The organism is Amycolatopsis minnesotensis (assembly GCF_039529815.1).
In the GTDB taxonomy this organism is placed as follows: Bacteria; Actinomycetota; Actinomycetes; order Mycobacteriales; family Pseudonocardiaceae; genus Amycolatopsis; species Amycolatopsis minnesotensis.
In genome coordinates, this window is sequence record NZ_BAAANN010000034.1 from 75842 (window position 1) to 97591 (window position 21750).

General features: G+C 71.6%; 24 protein-coding genes. 13 read left to right on the forward strand and 11 right to left on the reverse strand.

The genetic code is table 11. The annotated features are described in order from the left end of the window. Window positions 1-36 precede the first annotated feature (36 nt). A complete protein-coding gene (locus ABD256_RS33780) occupies window positions 37-549 on the reverse strand; it encodes a hypothetical protein (RefSeq protein WP_344428548.1) in 513 nt (170 codons plus the stop codon). A gap of 117 nt (window positions 550-666) precedes the next feature. Continuing rightward, on the reverse strand, window positions 667-1644 hold the full coding sequence (locus tag ABD256_RS33785; RefSeq protein WP_344428550.1) for a type VII secretion protein EccE: 978 nt from the start codon (window positions 1642-1644) through the stop codon (window positions 667-669). 138 nt (window positions 1645-1782) lie between these two features. On the opposite strand from ABD256_RS33785, the gene eccB reads away from it, so the two are divergent. Together eccB and ABD256_RS33795 are read left to right on the forward strand one after the other, a co-directional pair. Beyond that, window positions 1783-3186 carry a type VII secretion protein EccB gene (eccB, locus tag ABD256_RS33790; protein WP_344428553.1) on the forward strand — a complete coding sequence of 468 codons (1404 nt, stop codon included), beginning with the start codon at window positions 1783-1785 and terminating at the stop codon, window positions 3184-3186. An 11-nt stretch (window positions 3187-3197) separates the two neighbouring features. After that, window positions 3198-3878 (forward strand): LuxR C-terminal-related transcriptional regulator, encoded by a 681-nt coding sequence (locus ABD256_RS33795; protein ID WP_344428556.1) that lies wholly within the window; start codon window positions 3198-3200, stop codon window positions 3876-3878. Here the strand turns inward: ABD256_RS33795 and ABD256_RS33800 are convergent. Next, window positions 3873-4667: a carbon-nitrogen hydrolase family protein gene (locus tag ABD256_RS33800; RefSeq protein ID WP_344428559.1), complete on the reverse strand. Its 795-nt coding sequence runs from the start codon at window positions 4665-4667 to the stop codon at window positions 3873-3875. The genes ABD256_RS33795 and ABD256_RS33800 overlap by 6 nt on opposite strands. Window positions 4668-4752: 85 nt before the next feature. On the opposite strand from ABD256_RS33800, the gene hisD reads away from it, so the two are divergent. Genes hisD through ABD256_RS33825 form a run of 5 tightly spaced genes read left to right on the forward strand, consistent with a single transcriptional unit; the run spans window position 4753 to window position 8543 of the window. Beyond that, on the forward strand, window positions 4753-6078 hold the full coding sequence (hisD, locus tag ABD256_RS33805) for a histidinol dehydrogenase (RefSeq protein WP_344428562.1): 1326 nt from the start codon (window positions 4753-4755) through the stop codon (window positions 6076-6078). Further along, entirely contained in the window at window positions 6075-7175 is a 1101-nt protein-coding gene (locus tag ABD256_RS33810; protein ID WP_344428565.1) for a histidinol-phosphate transaminase, read from the forward strand. Before hisD ends, ABD256_RS33810 begins: the two co-directional genes overlap by 4 nt. Window positions 7176-7207: 32 nt before the next feature. Then, the gene (gene hisB, locus ABD256_RS33815; protein WP_344428639.1) at window positions 7208-7813 is read left to right on the forward strand and encodes an imidazoleglycerol-phosphate dehydratase HisB; all 606 of its coding nucleotides are present in this window, start codon (window positions 7208-7210) and stop codon (window positions 7811-7813) included. After that, the gene (locus ABD256_RS33820; RefSeq protein ID WP_344428568.1) at window positions 7810-8334 is read left to right on the forward strand and encodes a GNAT family N-acetyltransferase; all 525 of its coding nucleotides are present in this window, start codon (window positions 7810-7812) and stop codon (window positions 8332-8334) included. The genes hisB and ABD256_RS33820 overlap by 4 nt, the downstream gene beginning before the upstream one ends. A gap of 47 nt (window positions 8335-8381) precedes the next feature. Further along, window positions 8382-8543, forward strand: a complete 162-nt coding sequence (locus ABD256_RS33825; RefSeq protein WP_344428571.1) for a hypothetical protein — start codon at window positions 8382-8384, stop codon at window positions 8541-8543. Between the two features lies 1 nt (window position 8544). Here ABD256_RS33825 and ABD256_RS33830 read toward each other — a convergent pair whose 3' ends face one another. Continuing rightward, window positions 8545-10740: an MMPL family transporter gene (locus ABD256_RS33830; protein ID WP_344428574.1), complete on the reverse strand. Its 2196-nt coding sequence runs from the start codon at window positions 10738-10740 to the stop codon at window positions 8545-8547. Between the two features lie 163 nt (window positions 10741-10903). Between ABD256_RS33830 and ABD256_RS33835 the strand changes: the two genes are divergently transcribed. Beyond that, window positions 10904-11503, forward strand: a complete 600-nt coding sequence (locus tag ABD256_RS33835; RefSeq protein WP_344428577.1) for a TetR/AcrR family transcriptional regulator — start codon at window positions 10904-10906, stop codon at window positions 11501-11503. A 50-nt stretch (window positions 11504-11553) separates the two neighbouring features. On the opposite strand, the gene ABD256_RS33840 is transcribed toward ABD256_RS33835, so the two are convergent. Both ABD256_RS33840 and ABD256_RS33845 read right to left on the reverse strand, forming a co-directional pair. Beyond that, on the reverse strand, window positions 11554-12210 hold the full coding sequence (locus tag ABD256_RS33840; protein WP_344428580.1) for a hypothetical protein: 657 nt from the start codon (window positions 12208-12210) through the stop codon (window positions 11554-11556). 211 nt (window positions 12211-12421) lie between these two features. Further along, window positions 12422-13177 (reverse strand): TetR/AcrR family transcriptional regulator, encoded by a 756-nt coding sequence (locus ABD256_RS33845; RefSeq protein ID WP_344428583.1) that lies wholly within the window; start codon window positions 13175-13177, stop codon window positions 12422-12424. A 131-nt stretch (window positions 13178-13308) separates the two neighbouring features. Between ABD256_RS33845 and ABD256_RS33850 the strand changes: the two genes are divergently transcribed. Further along, complete coding sequence (locus tag ABD256_RS33850) at window positions 13309-14283, forward strand: ATP-binding cassette domain-containing protein (RefSeq protein WP_344428585.1); 975 nt, start codon at window positions 13309-13311, stop codon at window positions 14281-14283. Next, window positions 14280-15104 carry an ABC transporter permease gene (locus tag ABD256_RS33855; protein WP_344428587.1) on the forward strand — a complete coding sequence of 275 codons (825 nt, stop codon included), beginning with the start codon at window positions 14280-14282 and terminating at the stop codon, window positions 15102-15104. The genes ABD256_RS33850 and ABD256_RS33855 overlap by 4 nt, the downstream gene beginning before the upstream one ends. On the opposite strand, the gene ABD256_RS33860 is transcribed toward ABD256_RS33855, so the two are convergent. Genes ABD256_RS33860 through ABD256_RS33875 form a run of 4 tightly spaced genes read right to left on the reverse strand, consistent with a single transcriptional unit; the run spans window position 15093 to window position 18615 of the window. Continuing rightward, window positions 15093-15947 carry a 5-oxoprolinase subunit C family protein gene (locus tag ABD256_RS33860; protein ID WP_344428589.1) on the reverse strand — a complete coding sequence of 285 codons (855 nt, stop codon included), beginning with the start codon at window positions 15945-15947 and terminating at the stop codon, window positions 15093-15095. The two genes, ABD256_RS33855 and ABD256_RS33860, sit on opposite strands and share 12 nt — an antisense overlap. Then, window positions 15944-16555, reverse strand: a complete 612-nt coding sequence (locus tag ABD256_RS33865) for a 5-oxoprolinase subunit B family protein (RefSeq protein ID WP_344428591.1) — start codon at window positions 16553-16555, stop codon at window positions 15944-15946. The genes ABD256_RS33860 and ABD256_RS33865 overlap by 4 nt, the downstream gene beginning before the upstream one ends. Further along, the gene (locus ABD256_RS33870) at window positions 16555-17349 is read right to left on the reverse strand and encodes a putative hydro-lyase (RefSeq protein ID WP_344428593.1); all 795 of its coding nucleotides are present in this window, start codon (window positions 17347-17349) and stop codon (window positions 16555-16557) included. The genes ABD256_RS33865 and ABD256_RS33870 overlap by 1 nt, the downstream gene beginning before the upstream one ends. Before the next feature lie 15 nt (window positions 17350-17364). Continuing rightward, entirely contained in the window at window positions 17365-18615 is a 1251-nt protein-coding gene (locus ABD256_RS33875) for an MFS transporter (protein WP_344428595.1), read from the reverse strand. 118 nt (window positions 18616-18733) lie between these two features. Between ABD256_RS33875 and ABD256_RS33880 the strand changes: the two genes are divergently transcribed. Further along, a complete protein-coding gene (locus ABD256_RS33880) occupies window positions 18734-19438 on the forward strand; it encodes a GntR family transcriptional regulator (protein WP_344428597.1) in 705 nt (234 codons plus the stop codon). A 212-nt stretch (window positions 19439-19650) separates the two neighbouring features. Here the strand turns inward: ABD256_RS33880 and soxR are convergent, their stop codons facing one another. Next, entirely contained in the window at window positions 19651-20112 is a 462-nt protein-coding gene (soxR, locus tag ABD256_RS33885; protein WP_344428599.1) for a redox-sensitive transcriptional activator SoxR, read from the reverse strand. A gap of 53 nt (window positions 20113-20165) precedes the next feature. Here soxR and ABD256_RS33890 point away from each other — a divergent pair, with 53 nt between their 5' ends. Continuing rightward, window positions 20166-20849 carry a thiamine pyrophosphate-dependent enzyme gene (locus ABD256_RS33890; RefSeq protein WP_344428601.1) on the forward strand — a complete coding sequence of 228 codons (684 nt, stop codon included), beginning with the start codon at window positions 20166-20168 and terminating at the stop codon, window positions 20847-20849. Between the two features lie 5 nt (window positions 20850-20854). Then, on the forward strand, window positions 20855-21745 hold the full coding sequence (locus tag ABD256_RS33895; protein WP_344428603.1) for a transketolase family protein: 891 nt from the start codon (window positions 20855-20857) through the stop codon (window positions 21743-21745). Window positions 21746-21750: the final 5 nt, after the last annotated feature.

The window sequence follows — 21750 nt, forward strand, 5'->3', positions numbered from 1 at the left end:
CTGGTGGGCCGTGGTCGAGTGGCGGAAGGGGGCGGGTCAGCGGACCCAGCCGGTGTAGCGCTGCGTGCCCCAGGAATCGGTCCGGCCGGTGCGGCGCGGCGTCTGGCGCGTGTCGAGGGTCGCCGAGATCGACCGGGTCAGCCAGGCGTTGACCGAAAGCCCTTCGCTGCTCGCCGCTTCCTCGATCCGGACCTTGAGCTGGTCGGGGAGGCGGAAGTTGATCCGCGAAGTCGCGGCCTCGTCGGAGACCGGGGGCGCGGGATGCGGCTCCGGCTCGGCGCCCGCGTCGTCGAAGGACTTCTCACGCGGCGGCATCTTCACCACGAAGTCGGGGTCGAGACCGCGCAGGCGCACGTCGACCGAACCGGGCGCGAGGTCGCGGGTGATCTCGTCCGCCGCCGCGGACAGCGCGTTCAGCAGGGTGAGCCGGACGGCCGATTCGAGCGGCGCCGTGAGACGCTCGGCGAGCGCCCGTGCCTCCTCGCCGGCAGCCTCAGCGGCCACCGCGAGTTCGTGGCGGAGGTTGTCGACATACTGCGCGAGATCCATGGCATTACTATGGCACCATGATGGCGCCACGGCAACCCCAACTTGGCGCCACGCACTTTCTTCGCGGGTGAAAGTCCCTGTTCGGCTGCCCCGAAGGCCATCTTCACGGCACCAAGATCAGGAGAGGGCAAGGGGGAGCGAGAGGCGGACGTGGGCGGCGTGCCTGCCGTGCAGGGGCCGGGTCCTGAACGGCAGCGCGTGCGCGTCGTGACCGGTGGCGCCGATCCGGATCGTGGTGGTGATCCGTTCGTGGCCGCCCGGGTCGCGGTGGACGAGCAGGGAGGTGGCGGTGAACGCGGCGCCGTCGGCGTAGCCGTCCAGTACCCGTGCGGAATCCTGGCGTCCGAGCGGCGCGTGGCAGGTCTGCGTGAGATCGCCCGATCGCCAGGCGCGCCAGTTGTCGGCGACCTCGCCGTCGCGCGCACCGAGCGCCACCCGGAGGTCTTCTTCGAGTTCGGCCGCATCGAGCACGGCGCTTTCCCATCCCGAGTTCGCGAACCCACCGACGATCCTGAGCGCGGCGCTGACGGTGGCGCGCATGGCGCCGAGTTCTCCACCGCCCCGCGCCGTCGCGGCGAGCGGTTCGGCTTCGGGCCGGTACCGCACGGCGAGCCAACGCACCCTGAGCGGCGCGCCGCCGTCGGGGCCCGGCACTGTCCACACGAGCACCTGCGCGCTCGCGAGCGGGATTTCGGGACGCCGGAACGCTTCCAGGACGCCGTCGCGAAGTGCGGCCGGGCTCGCCGACGCGGTACCGGCCAGCCGGATCACACAGCTCCACCCGTCACCGGCCCGCGCGACGCCGAACCGGTTGCCCGCACGGTCGACGTGCTCGCGGATCTCGACGTCGCCGGTGAGCGGCTCGTCCCGCCGTCCGAAGCGGTAGCCGAGCCAGGCCGCCGCCCAGCCCGCGAAATGCGCGCCGCCGATCCTGATCGACGTCGCGAGCACGGCCACCGCGGCGACCGAGGCCACCGCGATCCGCAGCGGGTGCGGCACGTCGTCGAAGCCGAACGCCGTCAGCACCGCGACGGCGGCGAGTTCCCACACCGCGATCTGGCGCACTCGCACGGGAAACAGCAACGGGGCGGCCACCCGCCACCTCCTCTGCTCGGGAGGCGTCCACGCTAGCGGCGGGATTTCCGCGCTCTGCCGGAAAAATTGCCCACACCGCCGGGCGGCCAGGTTGCCTACGATGATCCTCCGCGAGTTGATCGAGGGAGACACGGCGGGGTGTGGACCCAGCGAGATCAGATCCAGGCGTACCAGTTCCTGCGCCGCCGCCTGGTTTCCGCGCTCGTCGCCGCGGATGCCAACCACCCGGTGGCGCCGAGCAGGCGCCTCGTGCTCGGCACCGCGGTCGGGCTCGCGGTGGCGCTGCTGGCGACCGCGGTGTGCGGGGTGCTCGGCCTGCTGAGCCCCGGCGGTGGCAAGGACTGGCTCGCCGGCGGGCACGTGATCGTCGAAGAAGGCACGGGAGCGCGGTTCGTGCTCGGCCAGGACGGCGCGCTGCACCCGGTGCTCAACTACTCGTCCGCGCGCCTGCTCGCCGGTGCCAACGGCGACGCCGATGTCACCGTGCCCGCGAAGAGGCTCGCGACCGTTCCGCGCGGCGCCGGGATCGGGATCGCGGGCGCGCCGGATTCGCTGCCCGCGCCGGAACGGCTGGTCACCACCGGGTGGACGAACTGCTCCCGCACCACCCGTGACGCGCCGTCGTCCGCGGCTCCCACCTCGTCGGTGCTGCTCGTCGCGGGAGATTCCGGGCGCGCGCTCGGCCAGCGCGAAGGTCTTCTCGTGCGCCTGCCGGACGGATCGCGGTACCTGGTCAGCGCGGGGCACCGGTTCCGCCTCACCGACGAGGCGCTCGTCGCGCTGCACTACGACCAGCGCATGCCGATCGTGGTGTCGCCGCGCTGGCTCGGCACGGTGCCCGCGGGACGGGATCTGGCGTTCCTCGAAGTCGACGGCATCGGCGGCCGTGGGCCGTCGGTCGGCGGGAAGGCCGCGAAGGTCGGGCAGGTGCTGCGCGTCGGCGGCGCCACCGGCGAGGACGGCTACTACCTCGTGCGGGCCGACGGGCTCGAGGTGATCACCGAAACCCAGGCCGCGCTGGTCCCCGGCAGCCCCGAGGGAGAGCGCGTGGACGCCGCCGCCGTCGCCCGCGCGCCGAAGCACGCCGGGACCGAAAGCGCCGGGGGAGAGGACGCCGCCGGGTACCCCGGCCGGATCCCGGTTCCGGTCACGGTCACCGGGACGTCGGTCACGGTGTGCGCCCGCGACGGCGACGCCAGGGTGACGATCTCGGGCCAGGTGCCGCTGCCCGGCGGGGCGCGGCCGATCGCGACGGCGGCGAAGCGGGACGGCCGCGTCGCCGACGAGGTGTACGTGCCGCCGTCGGGCGGTGCGGTGGTCGCGGAGCAGACAGCACCCGGTGTCGATTCGGGCACGATGTACCTGGTGACCGATACCGGGGTGAAGTATCCCGTGGTGAGCCGGGAAGCGCTGGCCGCGCTGGGCTACGGTGCGGTGCCGAGGCAGCCGGTGGCGGCGGGCACGCTGGCGGCGTTGCCGAACGGGCCCGCACTCGATCCCGCGGCCGCCGCGGTGCCGGTGACCGGGGCTGGAGCGGGGTGAGGGGAAACGTGATGGGCACACCGGAGGGCCCGGCAGGGGAGAACGGCGCGCCCGCCGGACGGATCAGGGTGGCCGTGGTCGAGGACCACCCGCTCTACCGCGCCGCGGTCGCGCGCGTGCTGGAGGAGGCACCGGACATCGAACTGGGCGCGGTCGCCGACTCGGTCGCCAGGTTCGCGGTGTGCCGCCAGCCCGCGGGCAGCGTCGTGGTGCTGGACCTCAAGCTGCGCGGGGTCGCCGACGCGGCCGCCGTGCTGGAGGTCGTCGGCATGGGGCACCGGGTCCTGGTGGTGTCCGCGCACGCGGGGCAGGCCGAAGTGCTCGGGGCGATCTCCGCCGGCGCGCGCGGTTACCTGTCGAAGGACGCCGACGGCGACGAGATCCTGCGCGCCATCAGGGAGATCGCGGCCGGCAATTCGTACGTCTCGCCGACGCTGGCGTCCTTCGTGCTGAACTCGTCGCGGGAGCGGAACGCGGGCCCGAAGCTCGTGCTGTCCGAACGCGAGCGGCAGGTGCTTTCCCTCGTCGCCGCGGGCGAACGGGACCAGGACATCGCCGAGCTGATGTCGATCAGCGTGCGGACCGTGCGGTCCTACCTGGACCGGATCAGGGACAAGACCGGTCGCCGCCGCCGTCCCGAGCTGACGCGGCTCGCGATCGAAGAGGGCATCGCGTACGAGCCGGGGTCATAGCCGCCGGTTCGCCAGCGCCCCGGTGGCGCCGCGCGCCTTCTCCGGCAGCTCCGGGTCGATGTCGACGACGGTGACGCCCGGTTCGGCGCCGAGCTGGGCGTGCACGCGGCCGAACCCGTCCGCGACCAGTGAGTGCCCGATGCCGGTCGGTGCCTTGGGGTTGACCGAGGTGCCGGTGGCGGCGGGATCGGCCTGCCCGCAGCCGACGATCCAGCACCCGGAGTCGAGGCCCCGCGCGCGCACGAGCACCTGCCACTGCTCGATCTTGCCCTCGCCCGCGCCCCACGACGTCGGCACCAGCACGGCGGCCGCACCCGCGTCGGCGAGGCCGCGGAACAGCTCGGGGAACCGCAGGTCGTAGCAGGTCGCCAGGCCGAGCACGACGCCGTCGACGGCCACCGTGACCGGTTCGGTGCCCGGTGCCACCGTGTCGGACTCGCGGAAGCCGAAGGCGTCGTAGAGGTGGATCTTGTCGTAGCCGAGGTGCTCCCCGCGCCCGGTGACCAGCAGCGTGTTCTTGACCCTGCCGTCCTCGGCGGGGGTGAACATCCCGGCGACCACGAGCACGTCGTGCTCGGCGGCGATCTTCGCGACCTCCGTCGCCCACGGCCCGTCGAGCGGCTGCGCGAGCGGCGCCAGCGGCACCCCGAACCTGGCCATCGTGGCCTCGGGGAACACCACCACGTCCGCGCCGGCGCCCGCCGCTTCGGCCACGCCGTCGCGGACCAGCGCGAGATTCCCGCCGGGGTCTTCGCCCGAGGTCAGCTGGCAGAGTCCGATGCGCACCACGGCAACCTCCTGATCGTCTGCGGCCCGTCCAGCCGAGCCTACGGCGCCCCGCGCGTGCGATGGCTCACCTCGTACCCTTGGGGACATGCTGAACCGTACCGACCTGCGAGGGCGCTCCCTGTCACCCGCCGAACTGCGTGCCACGCTGCCGCGCGCGGAGATCGATGTGGACGCCGCCCTGCATCAGGTGCGGCCGGTGGTGGACGCGGTCCGCGAGCGCGGTGTCGAAGCGGTCCTGGACTACACCGAGCGGTTCGACGGCGTGCGGCCCTCGCGCGTGCGGGTGCCCTCGGCGGAGCTGACCCGCGCACTGTCCGAACTGGACGCCGATGTCCGCGCGGCGCTCGAGGAGTCGATCGACCGCGCCCGCAAGGTGCACGCCGACCAGCGCCGCGCCGACGTCACCACGACCGTCGCCGAGGGCGGCACGGTCACCGAGCGCTGGGTGCCGGTGGCGCGCGTCGGCCTGTACGCGCCGGGCGGCCTCGCGGTGTACCCGTCGACCGTGGTGATGAACGTGGTGCCTGCCCAGATCGCCGGGGTCGGTTCGCTCGTGCTGTGCTCGCCGCCGCAGGCCGCGTTCGGGGGGCTGCCGCACCCGGCCATCCTCGCTGCGGCCGAACTGCTCGGCGTCGACGAGGTGTGGGCGGCCGGCGGCGCGCAGGCGGTCGCGCTGCTCGCCTACGGCGCCACCGATACCGACGGCGCCGAGCTGGCGCCGGTCGATGTCGTCACCGGTCCCGGCAACATCTACCTGACCGCGGCCAAGCGCATGCTCCGCGGCATCATCGGCATCGACTCCGAGGCGGGGCCGACCGAGATCGCCATCCTCGCCGACGACACCGCCGACGCCGCGCACGTCGCGGCCGATCTGATCAGCCAGGCCGAGCACGACCCGCTCGCCGCGAGCGTGCTCGTCACCACCTCGGAGCGGCTCGCCGACGAGGTCGAGGTGGAGCTGAAGACGCGGGTACCCGTGACGAAGCACGCCGAACGCGTCGCCGAAGCGCTGGGCGGCAAGCAGTCCGGCATCATCCTGGTGTCCACTGTGGACGAGGGATTGCGCGTGGTCGACGCGTACGCGGCCGAGCACCTGGAAATCCAGACCGCCGACGCGCGCGAGGTCGCGGCACGGGTCCGCAATGCGGGCGCGGTGTTCGTCGGCGCCTACGCCCCGGTGTCGCTCGGCGACTACTGCGCCGGGTCCAACCACGTGCTGCCCACCGGCGGTTTCGCGCGGCACTCCTCCGGGCTGTCCGTGCAGAGCTTCCTGCGCGGCATCCACGTCGTGGACTACAGCGAGGAGGCGTTGCGGGCGGTGGCGCCGAAGGTCGTTTCGCTCGCGAACGCCGAGGACCTGCCCGCGCACGGCGAAGCCGTGACCGCCCGGTTCGAGAGGGTGGCGGAATGACGCTCGGCGAAGACGTCACGCTCGACGCGCTGCCGCTGCGCGAGGACCTGCGCGGCCGGTCGCCCTACGGTGCGCCGCAGCTCGACGTGGCGGTCCGGCTCAACACCAACGAAAACCCGTACCCGCCGCCGGTCGAACTCGTCGAGGACGTCCAGGCCGCGGTGCGCGCGGCGGCGGAGTCGCTGCACCGCTACCCCGATCGCGACGCCACCGAGCTGCGCCGCGATCTCGCGGACTACCTCACGGTGGCCACGCGCGTGCTGCTCGACGAGCGGAACCTGTGGGCCGCCAACGGGTCCAACGAGATCCTGCAGCAGATCCTGCAGGCATTCGGCGGTCCCGGCCGCAGCGCGCTCGGCTTCGAGCCGTCGTATTCGATGCACCCGATCATCGCCGCGGGCACGAGGACGGACTGGGTGCCGACGCCGCGGCGCGACGACTTCTCGCTCGACACCGAGGCCGCCGCCGCGATCGTGGCGCGGCGGCAGCCGGACGTGGTGTTCGTGACCAGCCCCAACAACCCGACCGGCGGCTCGATCCCGTTCGGCGAACTGGGCGCGGTGCTCGAAGCCGCGCCGGGCATCGTCGTCGTGGACGAGGCGTACGCGGAGTTCTCGTCGCAGCCGAGCGCGGTCTCGCTGCTGGAGAGCTTCCCGGAGAAGCTGATCGTCTCGCGCACCATGAGCAAGGCGTTCGCGTTCGCGGGCGGGCGGCTCGGCTACCTCGCGGCGGCACCGGCCATTGTGGACGCACTACAGCTCGTCCGCCTGCCGTACCACCTTTCCTCGCTCACCCAGGCCGCCGCGCGCGCCGCGCTGCGGCACGCCGACGCCACGCTCGCCTCGGTGGCCAAGCTCGCCGCCGAGCGGGACAGGGTGGCCGAGTCGTTGCTGGGCCTCGGGTTCACCCCGGTGCCCAGTGACGCCAACTTCATCCTCTTCGGACGGTTCGCCGACGCGCAAGCGAGCTGGCAGTCTTATGTGGACAAGGGCGTGCTGATCAGGGACGTCGGTATCCCCGGCCACCTGCGCGTCACGGTCGGCACGCCGGAGGAGAACGACGCGTTTTTGGAAGTCAGCAAGGAGATTCCGCGATGAGTGGTGACGACCGAAGGGACGAATCGCTCCAGATGGCACAGCGCAGGGTCGGAAAAGTCGAGCGGACGACCAAGGAGTCGTCGATCTCGGTGCAGCTCGACCTCGACGGCACCGGCGAGGTCGAGATCAGCACCGGTGTCCCGTTCTACGACCACATGCTCACCGCGTTCGGCGCGCACGGGTCGCTCGACCTGAAGGTGGACGCCACCGGCGACACGCACATCGACGCGCACCACACCGTCGAGGACACCGCGATCGTGCTGGGGCAGGCGATCCGGCAGGCGCTCGGGGACAAGGCGGGCATCCGCCGCTTCGGCGACGCCTGGATCCCGATGGACGAGACGCTCGCCCACGCCGCGATCGACGTGTCCGGCCGCCCGTTCTGCGTGCACCTCGGCGAGCCGGCGCAGTTCAACTCCTTCACCATCGGCGGGAACTACCCGTTCGTGCTGACCAGGCACGTGTTCGACTCGCTGTCGTTCCACGCGCAGATCGCGCTGCACGTGCGCGTGCTGCACGGCCGGGATCCGCACCACATCGCCGAAGCCCAGTACAAGGCGGTGGCACGCGCGCTGCGCGCCGCGACCGAGCCGGACCCGCGCGCCGGGGGCATCCCGTCCACCAAGGGCGTGCTTTGAGCGCTTGGCGGTTGCGGCCGGTGCGGCTCGGCACCGACGCGGAAGCCGTGTCCGCGCTCATCGTCGAGTACCTGACGTGGGCGACGGGCCGGTTGCGGGAGGAGTTCGGCGTCCACGAGTCGCCGACCGATCTGGGCTCGATCGCCGAATCGCTGCCCGCGTTCACACCGCCCGCGGGGGTGATGACCGTCGCCGAGCTGGACGGCGAGCTGATCGGGGTCGGCGCGCTGCGCACGCTCGAACCCGGTGTCGCCGAGGTGAAGCGGATGTACGTCTCTCCGCGCTCGCGGGCACGGGGCCTCGGCTCCGCGCTCCTCGATTCGCTGGTGGCGGACGCTTCCGCGACGCTGGGCGCCGGTGCCATCCGGCTGGACACGTGCCGTTTCATGGCGGACGCGCAGCGTCTCTACATCTCCCGCGGCTTCGTCGAGCGAGAACCCTACGAAGGCACCGAGATCCCGCCGCATCTCCAGCGGTACTGGCGTTTCTTCGAACGGGACCTGGTACCGGCGAACGCGTGACGCACCCGGTGCGGGTGGGTGCGCCACGCGTGTGGGACGCTGATCCGGTGAGCAAGGAAGTCGTCGCCGTACTGCTGCTCGCGCTCGCCGGATTCCTGATCGGCGGCGTCTACAGCCTGTGGAAGACCGCGAAGCTGGTGGCCGGGCTGCTCGGCATCGCCGCGGTGCTGGCGGTCGGCGGCGCCGTCGTCTGGCTCTCCTCCAGCTGACTCACCGAGCGGGTTCGAGGACCTTTTCGCCCGGGTCGCCGCCGTCGCCGAGGTGCTGCGTGAGCTTCTCGCCCTCGACGTCGACGTTCGGCACGATGCGGTCGAGCCACTTCGGCAGCCACCACGCGTGCTTGCCGAGCAGCGACATCACCGCGGGCACGATCGTCATGCGCACCACGAAGGCGTCCACCGCGACCCCGAACGCGAGCGCGAACCCGATCGACTGGATGAGCGCCTGGTCGGCGAGCACGAACCCGGCGAACACGCTGATCATGATGAGCGCGGCGGCGACCACCACCCGCGAGCCGTGCCGGAACCCGGTCACCATCGCCTGCTGCGGCGGCGCGCCGTGCACGTGCTCCTCGCGCATCCGCGTCACCAGGAACACCTGGTAGTCCATCGCGAGCCCGAACAGCACGCCGATCAGCAGGATCGGCAGCATGCTCATGATCGGGCCGGTGGTCTCCACGCCGAGCACGTCGGTCAGCCAGCCCCACTGGAACACGGCCACCACCGCGCCGAACGTCGCGATCACCGAGCCGAGGAAGCCGAGCGTCGCCTTGAGCGGCACCACGACCGACCGGAACACCAGCATCAGCAACAGGAACGCCAGCCCGACGATGAGCGCGAGGTAGGGCAGCATCGCGTCGGCGAGCTTCTCGCTCACGTCGATGTTCGCCGCGGTCTGCCCGGTGACGGACAGCTTCGCGCCGGTGGCCTCGCCGAGGTCCGCGTTCTGCGCGCGGATGTCGGCGACGAGCTTTTCGGTCTGCTCGCTGCTGGGCCCGCTCTTCGGGACGACGTTCAGCAGCGCGGTGTCGCCGGTGGCGTTCGCCATCGGGGGAGTCACCGCGGCGACGTCACCGAGCTTCGAGATGCCGGCGGCGGCCTGGCGCACCGCGCCCTGCGGATCCTTGCTGCCCGCGGTGTCGACGACCACGAGCAGCGGTCCGTTGGCGCCCTCGCCGAACCCGGATGTCACCAGGTCGTAGGCCTTGCGCTGGGTCGAGTCCGGTGCCGCGGTGCTGTCGTTGGGCAGCCCGAGCTGCATGCCGGTGGCCGGGATCGCGGCCACCAGCAGTGCCGCGACCGCGCCGACGAGCACGACGACCCGGTGCCGCGCCACGAACTTCGCCCACCGCTCGCCGTGCGTCGGCTTCGCGGCGTCGGCCGATTCCTCGCGCGCCTTCTTGCCGAGCACCTTGCGCCCGGTGAACCCGAGCACGGCCGGCAGCAGCGTGAGCGCGATGAGCACCGCGACGGCGACGGTCAGCGCGGCGGCGATGCCCATTTCGGCGAGGAACGGGATGCCGACCACGGTGAGCCCGGCGAGCGCGATGATCACGGTGAGCCCGGCGAACACCACCGCGGAACCCGCGGTGCCGACCGAGCGCGCGGCGGCATCCTCCGGTTCCCGTCCTTCGCTGAGTTCGTGCCGATATCGCGACACGATGAAGAGCGCGTAGTCGATGCCGACCGCGAGGCCGAGCATGAGTGCGAGGATCGGCGTGTTCGCGTTCAGCTCCAGGAAACCGGACACGGTCATGATGCCGGCCATGCCGATGCCGACGCCGATCAACGCGGTCAGCAACGGCAGCCCGGCCGCGATGAGCGAGCCGAACGTGATCGCGAGGACGATCGCGGCGATGATGACCCCGATGCCTTCGGTGGCCTGGGTTTCCACCGGGCCCTGCACCGCGTCGCCGCCGAACTGGACCTCGAGCCCGGCCTGGCGCGCGGGATCGCCGGACGAGGTCAGCGCGGCGCGGTCCTTCGGGGTCAGCACGAAAGCCTGCACCTGGTAGCTGACCTGGGCCAGCGCGACCTTGCCGTCCGGCGAGATCGTCTTGGCCTGGAACGGGTCCACGACCGTGCCCACCTGCGGTGCGGCCTTGAGCTTCGCGACGACCTGTTCGACCGCGGCCCGGTTGGCCGGGTCGGTGAGCTTCTGCCCGTCCGGCGCGGCGATCGCGACGCGCGCGGTGCCGCCGCCGGCGGAGGCCTGCGGGAACCGCTCCTTGAGGTGGTCGATCGCCCGCTGCGATTCGGTTCCCGGGATGGTCACCGCGTTCGTGGTGGTGCCCGAGAGGGTCAGCGCGCCGAGGCCGAGCGCGATGAGCACGGCGGCCCAGACGCCGACGACGAGCCAGCGGCGGCGGAATGACGACCGGCCGAGCCGGTACAGAAGGGTGGCCACAGCACGCGCTCCGTTCCTTCGATCGGGTTACCTCGACGCTAGCCGTTCGGCTAGGCGGCTACAAGCCGATCGGCAAGTTTGTGACTAGCCGCACGGCTAGTAGATCGGTTTGCCGGGTGAGGTGAAGAAGGCGTAGGGTTTGCCTGCTCTACAAGGAGGTTCGATGACAACCGGGACGATGCGAACCGGTGCTGCGACAGGTGCCGCGGGGGAGGACACGCGGTCGCGGCTGTTGGCGACGGCGCTGCGGTTGTTCACCGAGCACGGCGCCGAGGGCACTTCGCTGCAGATGATCGCGGACGCGCTCGGGGTCACGAAGGCGGCGGTGTACTACCACTTCAAGACGAAGGACGAGATCACCGAGGCGGTCGCCGAGCCGGGCCTTCGTGAGCTCGCCGCCGTCGTCGAAGAAGCGGCGACCTTCCGCAGGCGCGGTGCCCGCATCGACCACCTGCTCACCGGCTTCGTCGACATCGTGGTCCGCCACCGCGCGCTCGTCGCGTTGTTCAGCAGCGACCCCGGGGTGGCCCGCGCCATCGAAAAGACGTTGCACGGCGAGGAGCGGTTCGAGAAACGGCTGATCGCGCTGCTGGCCGGCCCGGAGCCGGACACCTCCACGCTCGTGGCCGCGCACGTCGCGCTCGCCGGTATCGCGCTGGCGGGCGGCGCCCCCGCGCTCGCCGACCTCGACGACGAAAGCCTCCGCGAAGCGCTGCTGGCCGTCGGAAGGCGGCTGATGGGCCGCCCCCGTCCGCGGGCCTAGCGTCCTGGCGCGTCTTCGCGGGAAAAGGTACAGGTGGTGCCTTTCCGGCTTCAGTCCACCGAATCCGGCCGACGCGCCCGCCGTTTCCGGCGCACGACGGGGGTGGTGGCCGGGCTCACGCGACGGCCACGGCGCCGGGTGACGGCCGGGCTTGGCTCGGTGCGAGCGGATCGCGGTGCCTGGCCGCGCTCGGGCTGCGCGGTCTTCGCCCGGATGAGGTTGGCGACGGTCGCGGGGCTCGGGACGGTGGGGCGGGGCCGCACCGGCGCTGTCCGATCCGGACCGACGACCTGCACTGTCCATTCGGCAGGGTCCGGGGGCGTGTCCGGAGAAGTGGCCGGTACCGGTGGTTCGGGTTCGGCCGGACGGGCACGCGGCGGGTCGTAGGGCGCGGGAGGGACCGGCTCCGGGTGGATTATGCGGCTCCGCCTCCGCTGGACCTGGCGTGGTGGCCTGGCGAGGCGCTCGGCGAGGCTGGAGACGACGACCTCGGATTTGACCACATAGGACGTTTCGTACCGAGCCGGCGAGCGTTGCCGTTTGCGGCCGGCGCCGAAGGGGCGCGCTCGCATCAGCCTGTTCAGCTCGGCGTCGATCTCGGCTTCGCGTCGCAGGTCGTGATCGGGGCAGACCCCTCGCCACGGGCATCCGCGAACCGCGCAGGGCCGCGGCTCCGCGAGGAGATCGGTGTCCGGCGAGGTGGGCACATGACTTGTGGTGATGGGAACTCCCGCGCTGCACGCCAGTGGCAAAATCACGTTCGCGCTGCCGACGGTACGTCAGGGGATCGCCGGTTCGGGAGCTGAAGAGTCCTAATGGACAACGATTCCGGACCGAACGGCCCCGCGCGTGAATACCCGGCACTCGAGCGCGGCCCGACCCGGGCGCACCGGCCCGCCCATCTGGACCGGTACTCGATCAGCGGCCGATGCGGGCCTGGATGCCGTCGAGAATGGTGTCGAGCCCGAAGGCGAGCGCGTGATCGGGGCTCGAAGCCGCGTTGAACCGGGTGCCGACCGCGGTGCCGACGCGAGCGGAGAGCACCAGCGCGTCGTCGTTCATGACCTGTTCCAGTACCGGGGCGACGGCACCCCACCAGTCCACATCGGACATACCGGAGTCCTCCTGCGCGCTCGACGCGCTCCTCGCCGTGCGCGCGGCGCTGCCGACGTGGCTGAGCACCAGTGTCAGCGCGGCGTCCATCTCGATGTCGGACAGGCCGATGCCGTCGAGCGGGCGTAGCTCGGTCTCGTACTTCCGGCCGACGTTCGGGCCGAGCGAGGCGCGGGGAGAATCGATGTCGAGCAGCCACGGGTGGCGGCCGTAGAGCTCCCAGTTCCGCCGCGCCACGAACTTCATCGCCGCGCGCCAGCCACCGGCTTCGGCCGCGGCTTCGACGTTGCCGCCGTACAACTCGTCGTAGACGGTGTCGGCCATCAAGGCGACGAGGTCGTCCTTGCCGGGCACGTGCCCGTACAGCGACATCGCGCCGACCCCGAGGTGCTCGGCGACGCGGCGCATCGACACCCCGGCCAAGCCGGTGGCGTCGGCGAGTTCGACCCCGGCCCGCACGATCGCGGTCACCGTGAGCCCCGACCGGCCGGGACTGGGGTGGTGGCCCCACAGCAGGTAGATGCTGCGGGTCAGATCGGATACCGGGGGACGGCCAGCCATGGTCGACGTCTTCTTCCTTTCCGCCGGAACGGGTCGCGAACCAGGCTTGCGTCTTCCGTACACCGTACCGTAACCTTTCTGCCGTACGGCGTACCGTACGCTGTACGGATGCGAGGAGGAGAGGGGATCGCATGCCGGAAAACGACCGGGAACCCGCTATCGCCGCCATCGGGGTCCGCAAGGCCTACCCGTCGGCGGGCCAGGGGCAACCGCCCGCGCTCGACGGGTTCGACCTCGAGGTTTCCCGCGGCACCGTGCACGGGCTGCTCGGGCCGAACGGCGCGGGGAAGACCACCGCGGTCCGGATCATGGCCACGCTGCTCGACCTCGACGAGGGGACCGTCCTGGTCGGCGGCGACGACGTGGTCGGTGCCGGGCGACGGGTGCGGCGGCGGATCGGTCTGGTCGGCCAGTACGCCGCCGTCGACGAGGAGCTGTCCGGGGTGCAGAACCTCGTGATGTTCGGCCGGTTGAGCCGCCTTTCCGCGCGCACGGCCAAGAACCGCGCCGCGGAACTGCTCGACCGGTTCGGACTGGCCGACACCGGGGCGAAACGGGTGAGCGCGTACTCCGGCGGGATGCGCAGGCGGCTCGACCTGGCGGCCGGACTGCTCGTCGCACCGGAAATCCTGTTCGTGGACGAACCGACGACTGGGCTGGACCCCGCAGGGCGGCGCGAGGTCTGGGCCGCCATCCGCGATCTGGTGGACGGTGGCACCACGGTCCTGCTGACCACGCAGTACCTGGAAGAGGCGGATCAGCTCGCGGACCGCGTCTCGATGCTCACCAGGGGGCGGATCGTCGCGGAGGGGACACCGGCCGAGCTGAAGGCGACGGTCGGCGACGACTGGCTCGACCTGGTTCCCCGTGACAGCACGGATATCGCGCGCATCACCGGCGCTGTCGGCGCGTGGGCGAGCGGCGAGATCCGGGTCTCCGACGGCACGGTGCGGGTGCCGGTCGTGGACCGCGCGGGCGCGCTGCTCGGCGCGGCGGCCGCCTTGCGCGACGCCGGGATCGGCCTCGACGACATCGCGATCCGCACACCCACGCTCGATGACGTTTTCCTCAACCTGACCGAAAAGACCGAAGGAGTGCCGGTATGACCACGGCGTCGACCGCGTTCGAGGACGGCTTGGCCGATCGGTTCCGCCACGCCGTCGCCGACACCTGGACGATCACCCTGCGCGCGCTGCACCACTGGCGGAACCGGCCGGGGGTGATGATCTTCGGCTGGTTGTTCCCGGTGCTGCTGATGGCCCTGTTCATCGGCCTGCTCGGTGGCGCGCTCGGGGCGACCACGGGCGGCGACTACGTCGACTTCGTGCTGCCGGGCGCCTTCGCGATGGCGATGTTCTTCGGCCTCGACGGCACGATGAGCGCCGTTTCGTCGGACGCTTCCAAGGGTGTCACCGACCGGTTCCGCTCGCTGCCGATGAGCGGGGTCGCCGTCGTCGCGGGGCGCTGCGCGGCCGACATGATCAACTCGGTGCTCGGGCTGGCCGTGGTCGTGCTCGCCGGGCTGGCGTTCGGGTGGCGGCCCGATGCGGCGTTGCCCGCGATCGCCGCCGCGTTCGGCGTGCTGCTCCTGCTCCGGTTCGCGATGCTGTGGATCGGCGTGTTCATCGGACTGAAAGCGAGGAACCAGGAAACGGTGACCGCGGTCCAGGTGGCGATCTGGCCGCTGCTGTTCCTGTCCAGCGTGTTCGTCGACACCGCCACGATGCCGCGGTGGCTGGGCACGATCGCGGAGTACAACCCGCTGTCGACCACCACCACGGCGGTGCGCGAGCTGCTCGGAAATCCCGCCGCAGGAGGGTCCTTCGCGGTCGACAACGCGATCCTGCTCGCGGTGGCCGCGCCGGTGCTGCTGGTCGCGGTGTTCCTGCCGCTGTCCGCGTCCGGCTACCGGCACCTACGGCGCTGAGAACCTGATCGCCTGGCCCGGTCTCGCCTGCGCGGCGAGGTCGACATCGTCTTCCACGACGACGGCGGGCACCGGGTAGCCGCCGGTGACCGGGTGATCGGCGAGGAACAGGATCGGGTGTCCCGAAGGCGGAACCTGCAGCGCGCCAAGGATTCCTGCCTCCGGCGGCAGCTCATCGTGCCTGGTGCGCCGCAGCACCGGCCCGTCGAGCCGGATCCCGACCCGGTTCGCCTCGGCGGTGACCCGGTGCGGTGCGGACAGCAGTGCGTCCAGTGCGTCGTCGGCGAACCAGCCCAACCGGGGCCCTGGCAGGACTCGCAGCACCAGTTCGTCCGGAAAAGCGCGTTGTGGAGCCAAATCGACAGGCGGCTGGGGGCGCACGGGCGTGCCGACGGGCAGCACGCAGCCCGCGGTCAGCGCGGCGGGGCCGAGGCATGCCATCGTGTCGGTGGCGCGCGAGCCGAGCACCGGCGGCACGTCGACCCCGCCGCGCACCGCGAGGTAACTCCGCAGCCCGTTGCCCGGTGCGCCAAGGGAAATCTCGTCACCGGGGCGGACCGCGATGGGCGCGCACATCCCGGCCGCGCGCGGCCCGGCGGTGATCGCGCACGGCGCACCGGTCACGGCGACGACGGCGTGCTCGGCGAACCGCACGGTGAGGCCGCCGAGCGTGGCCTCGATCGCCGCGTGCCCCTCGGGGTTGCCGACGAGCCGGTTCGCGAGCCGGAACGCGCGGCGGTCCGCGGCACCGGAGCGGCCGACCCCGATCGACGCCAGCCCCGGCCGCCCCAGGTCCTGCACGGTGGCGAACAGCCCCGGCCGCACGACTTCGAGCTTTCTCAAGACCGCACCCGGAATTCGACGCGGGTTCCCGGGGACAGGAGGTTCGGCGGCTCGCGGTCGGCGTCCCACACCGCGAGCGGGGTGCGGCCGAGCAGGTGCCAGCCGCCGGGGGACTGGTGCGGGTAGACCGCCGAGTACTCGCCCGCGATGGCGACCGAGCCCGCGGGCACCCGCGTCCTCGGGGCGGCCCGGCGCGGCAGGTGCAGGCGGGGATCCAGCCCGGTCAGGTATCCGTACCCCGGCGCGAATCCGCAGAACGCGACCGTGTACGTGGCGGCCGAGTGCCGCCGGACCACTTCGGGGACGGACAGCCCCGAAGCCTCGGCGACGGCGGCGAGATCCGCGCCGTCGTAGCTCACCGGCACCACGATCGACGGACCGCCGGGCGTCGGGCCGGTGCCGGATTCGCGGTCGTGCACGGCCGCGCGGACCCGGTCGAACGAGGTGCGCGCCGGGTCGAACCGCACCAGCAGCGTCCGCGCGCCTGCCACCAGTTCGTCCACTCCGGACAGCGGCGAGGCGGACAGCGCGGCGCGGAGCCCGACGACCTCGCCCGCGTCGTCGAGGTCCACCAGCGCCGCCCGCTCGCCGTAGGGCACGACCTGCATCAGCCCACCCGGTATTCGGTGTCGCGCCGGTCGGAGATGAACATGTGGCCCGGCGCGTGCGTGATCGCGAACGGCGGGCGCGACGCCATCAGCGCGGCCTGCGGGGTCACGCCGCACGCCCAGAACACCGGCACGTCACCGGGTCTGGGCACGACCGCGTCGCCGAAGTCCGGCCGTGCGAGGTCGTCGATGCCCAGCGCCCTCGGGTTTCCGCTGTGCACGGGCGATCCGTGGACGGCGGGCATCGCGCTGGTCACGCGCACCGCTTCGTCGACGAGCGCCGCCGGGACCTGCCGCATCGACACCACCAGCGGGCCGTGCAGCCGTCCGGCGGGGCGGCACTGCTTGGTGGTGGTGTACATCGCCACGTTGCGGCCCTGATCGACGTGCCGCAGCGGGATTCCCGCCGCGGCGAGCGCGGTCTCGAAGGTGAAGCTGCAGCCGATCGAGAAGGCCACCAGATCGTCGCGCCAGAACGGGGCCGCGTCGCTGGTTTCGCGCACCAGCTCGCCGTTTTCCCATACCCGGTACCGGGGAAGGTCGGTGCGGAGGTCGGCGCCGTCGGCGAGCTTGGTCGCGGCGGAGCCGGGAGCACTGACGTCGAGCACCGGACACGGCTTCGGGTTTCGCTGGCAGAACAGGAGAAGGTCGTCGGCCCACTCCTGCGGTACCGCGATGAGATTGGTCTGCGCGTACCCCGAAGCCCAGCCGGTGGTCGGTTCGCTGACGCCGGATCGGAAGAGCGCGCGGGCGCGCGCCGGGTGGATGGTGGCGGTGTCGTCGAACGTGGTCATCGTGACTCCTTCAAGTCAGGTCAGGTCACGGTTCCGGGTTTCGGGAAGGCCCAGCAGGGCGAGCGCGGCCACGGCGTACCCGATCGCGCCGAACGCCATCGCGCCGCCGACACCGAGGAAACCGACCACCGCGGGGAACACCGCGCCGACCGCGCGCCCGAAGTTGTAGGTGAAGCCCTGCCCGGTGCCGCGCAGTGCGGTCGGGTACAACTCGGCGAGGAACGCGCCGAAACCGCTGAAGATCGCGGACATGCAGAACCCGAGCGGGAACCCGAGCACCAGCACGAACCCGTTCGCGTCGGCGGGGGCCTGCGTGTAGGCGACGATGAGCACCGCGGACAGCACGGCGAACAGGGTGAAGGTGCGCTTGCGGCCGAGCAGGTCGGTGAGGTACCCGCCGCAGACGTAGCCGACGAACGCGCCGGTGATCTGGAACGCGAGGAACCCGCCGGTGCCCACGATGCTGAGGCCGCGCGAGGCCTTCAGGTACTGCGGAAGCCAGGTGGCGAGCGTGTAGTAGCCACCCTGCACACCGGTGGCGAAGATCGAGGCGATCACCGTGGTGCGCAGCAGGTCGCCTTGCCAGATCGCGAGGAAGGACCCGCGGGTGGAGGTTTTCGCGCGCCGTTCGGTCGCCTGGTCGGCATCGGTGACCGAACGCCGGAGCCACAGCACGAGCAGCGCCGGGATGGCGCCGGTCCAGAACAGCACCCGCCAGGCGATCGAATCGCCGAGCGTGCTGAACACGATCGTCGAGACGATCACCGACAGGCCCCAGCCCACCGCCCACGCGCTTTGCACGAAGGCGACGGTGCGACCGCGGTACTTCGTCGACGCGTATTCGGCGACGAGGATGGCACCCGCCGCCCACTCGCCGCCGAAGCCGAGCCCTTGCAGCGCGCGGAACACGAGCAGCGTCTCGAAGTTCGGCGCGAACCCGCACAGCACCGTGAAGACGGTGTAGACGGCGATGGTGAGCTGCAGCGTGCGCACGCGGCCGATGCGGTCGGCGAGCACGCCCGCGACGGCGCCGCCGATCGCGGACACCACGAGCGTGACGGTGCTGAGCAGCCCGGCCTGCCCGGTGGTGAGGTGGAAGAAGGCGATGATCGCGGCCGTGGCCAGCGGGAGTACCTGGTAGTCGTACGAGTCGAGGCCGTAGCCGCCGAAGGCGCCGAAGAACGCGCGCTGCCCGCGTTTGCCGAGCGTGCGGTACCAGGCGAACGGGCGGGTGTCCTCGGTGGTGGACGCCGGTGTGGGGTTCATGCGGACCTCGCAGGGGGACGAAGTTCATCGTGGCATGGCTCACACGGTAGACGATTGTTGAACAATTCCACAAGAGTCTGATTTTATCGTTCTTCATGTGACGGAGTAGGCTCGTGGCGTGATCACCGCCGACGACGGCTCCCGCGCCGTGGGGCTCGAAGCCGACCGGGGGCTGCTCAGCAGGACGAGCACCGCCGAACGAGTCGCGGACATCCTGCGCACCCGGATCTCGGAAGGGTTCTTCCAGCCGGGGGCGCGGCTGTCCGAGCACGACATCGGAAACGCGCTCGGCGTCTCGCGGAACACCCTGCGCGAAGCCTTCCGCCTGCTGACGCACGAGCGCCTGCTCAGTCACGAGCTGAACCGCGGCGTGTTCGTCCGCATGCTGCGCGTCGAGGACGTGATCGACCTGTACCGGGTGCGCAAGCTCGTCGAATGCGCCGCGGTGCGCCCGGTGACCGAACCACCGGAGGGCCTGGCGAGGATCGCGCGCGCCGTCTCCGACGGCGCTGTCGCCGCGGAGGGGGAGCGGTGGCAGCACCTCGGCACCGCGAACATCCACTTCCACCAGGCGATCGCGGCGCTCACCGGCAGCAGCCGCGTGGACGAGCTGATGCGCGGCATCTTCGCGGAACTGCGGCTGGTCTTCCACGTGATGGCCGATCCGCGGTGGTTCCACGAGCGGTACCTGAGCCGCAACCACGAAATCCTGGACCGGCTCCGCGTCGGCGACGGCGAAGGCGCCGAAGAACTGCTCGCCGTCTACCTGAACGATTCCGAACGCCAGCTCGTCGAGGCCTACGCCGCTGCCCAGGACGCCTGAGGTTCTTGCCGCCTGCTCCGAAGGGGGCCCTTCGGGGCGTCTGGGTCCCTGAAGGATGCTCCGGTAGAGATCGAATGGTGGGGGTGAGGGTGTGCTCCCGCATGCCGTGAAGGGCATCAGTCACGGCATGCTCCGCGCTGCGAAGGGCGAGAATGTGGCGTCAGATTCCCCCAGGGCGGCCTTCAGGGCAGGAAAGCCCGCCCGATAAAAGATCAGGCGCCGCCCTCGGAGACGGGTTTCAGCAGGCGGGCGCCGGGGCCGAAGCGGGCCATCTGGTCGTCCTGGTTGTACAGGCCGCAGACGCGCAGGGAGAGGCAGCCGCAGCCGACGCAGCCGGTGAGCCTGTCCCGCAGGCGTTGCAGCGCGTCGATCCTGGCGTCGAGTTCTTCCTGCCAGCTCTTGGAAAGCCGTGCCCAGTCGGCTTTCGTCGGGGCGTGGTCCTTGGGAAGGGTGGCCAGTGCGGCACTGACTTCCTCGAGGCTCAGGCCGACCCGTTGCGCGGCCCGGATGAACGCGATGCGGCGCAGGATCGACCGCGGATAGCGGCGCTGGTTGCCAGCGGACCGCTCCGACGAGATGAGCCCGCGGTCCTCGTAGAACCTCAGCGCGGTGTGCGGGACCCCGCTGCGCTCGGAGACCTGCCCGATGCTGAGGTGGTCGGCAAGTTTGGTCACGTCATCCACCTTAGCCTTGACTTCGACTATGGTCGAGGTTGCACGGTGAGACCATGGTTACCACGACGGGGTACGACGAGCTGCCGGGGCTGATCGCCCGCATGACGGGCGACGAGAAGCATTCGGTGGCCGCGGAGTCCACATTGGACGTGCTGTGGGTGCTCTACGACCGGGTGCTCAGGATCGCGCCGGACACCGCGAACCAGGCGCGGCGCGACAGGTTCCTGTTGTCGAAGGGGCACGGCCCGATGGCCTTCTACGCGGTGCTGGCCGCGAAGGGCTTCCTCACCGAAAGCGAGCTGGACGGCTGGGCCGGCCGGGATTCGCGGCTCGGCATGCACCCCGATCGCACGCGGGTGCCGGGGGCCGAGATTTCGAGCGGTTCGCTCGGGCACGGCCTGCCGATCGCGGTCGGCACCGCGCTCGGGCTGCGCGCGCAACGGCTCCCGTCCAAGGTCGTGGTCCTCGTCGGCGACGCCGAACTCGACGAGGGCTCCAACGAAGAGGCGATCGCGTTCGCCGGGCGCGCGGGGCTGGACCGGCTGACCACGGTCGTGGTGGACAACGCGTCGGCGACGCACGGCTGGCCGGGTGGCATCGCGGCGCGGTTCGAGGTGGAGGGCTGGGCGACGCGCACGGTCAACGGCCGCGATCACGGCGCGCTCTACGGCGCGTTCACCACCGAGCACCCCGGCAGGCCGCTCGCGGTCGTGGCCACCGTGGAACCGAAGGAGTGACCGGCATGAACATGCGCGACGGATTTCTGTCCACAATAGACAAGGCGCTGGACGTCGACCCCAGGATCGCGGTGGTGCTGGCCGATATTTCGGCCGCGCAGCTCGACGGCGCGCACGCGCGCCACCCGAACCGGGTGCTCAACCTCGGCATCCGCGAGCAGCTGATGGTGTCGGTCACCGGCGGGCTCGCGCTCTCCGGGATGCGCCCGGTGGTGCACACCTTTTCCTCCTTCCTCGTCGAGCGGCCGTTCGAACAGATCAAACTGGACCTGGTGCACCAGGGCACGGGCGCGGTGCTGGTGTCCTACGGCGGCTCCTACGACATGCCGACGGCGGGCCGCACGCACCAGTCGCCGGGGGACGTGGCGCTGATCGACAGCCTGCCCGGCTGGACCGTGCACGTGCCGGGGCACCCCGACGAGGCAGAGCGCCTGCTGCTGGAGTCGCTGCCCGGCAACGCCAACGTCTACCTCCGGCTCAGCGCGCAGGAGAACCGGTCGCCGCATCTCGGGGTCGGGTTCCGGCAGCTCCGGCGCGGGCGGTCGGGGGTGGTGGTGGCCGTGGGCCCGGTGCTCGACCGGGTACTGGCGGCGACCGCGAACACCGACGTCACCGTGCTCTACGCCTCGACGATCCGCCCGTTCGACGCGGCGGGGCTGCGTGCCGCGGTCGACGCGGCGGCGCCGGACGTGGTGCTGGTGGAGCCCTACCTGGCCGGGACGTCCGCGCACGCGGTCGCCGAAGCGCTGCGGGGCGTGCGCCACCGGCTGCTTTCCCTCGGCACCACCCGCGACAGCGAGGTGCGGATCTACGGCGAACCGGAGGACCACGACGTCGCGCACGGCCTCGACGAAGGCGGTATCGCCGCCGCGGTGAAGACCTTCCTGGACGGGTAAGCGAA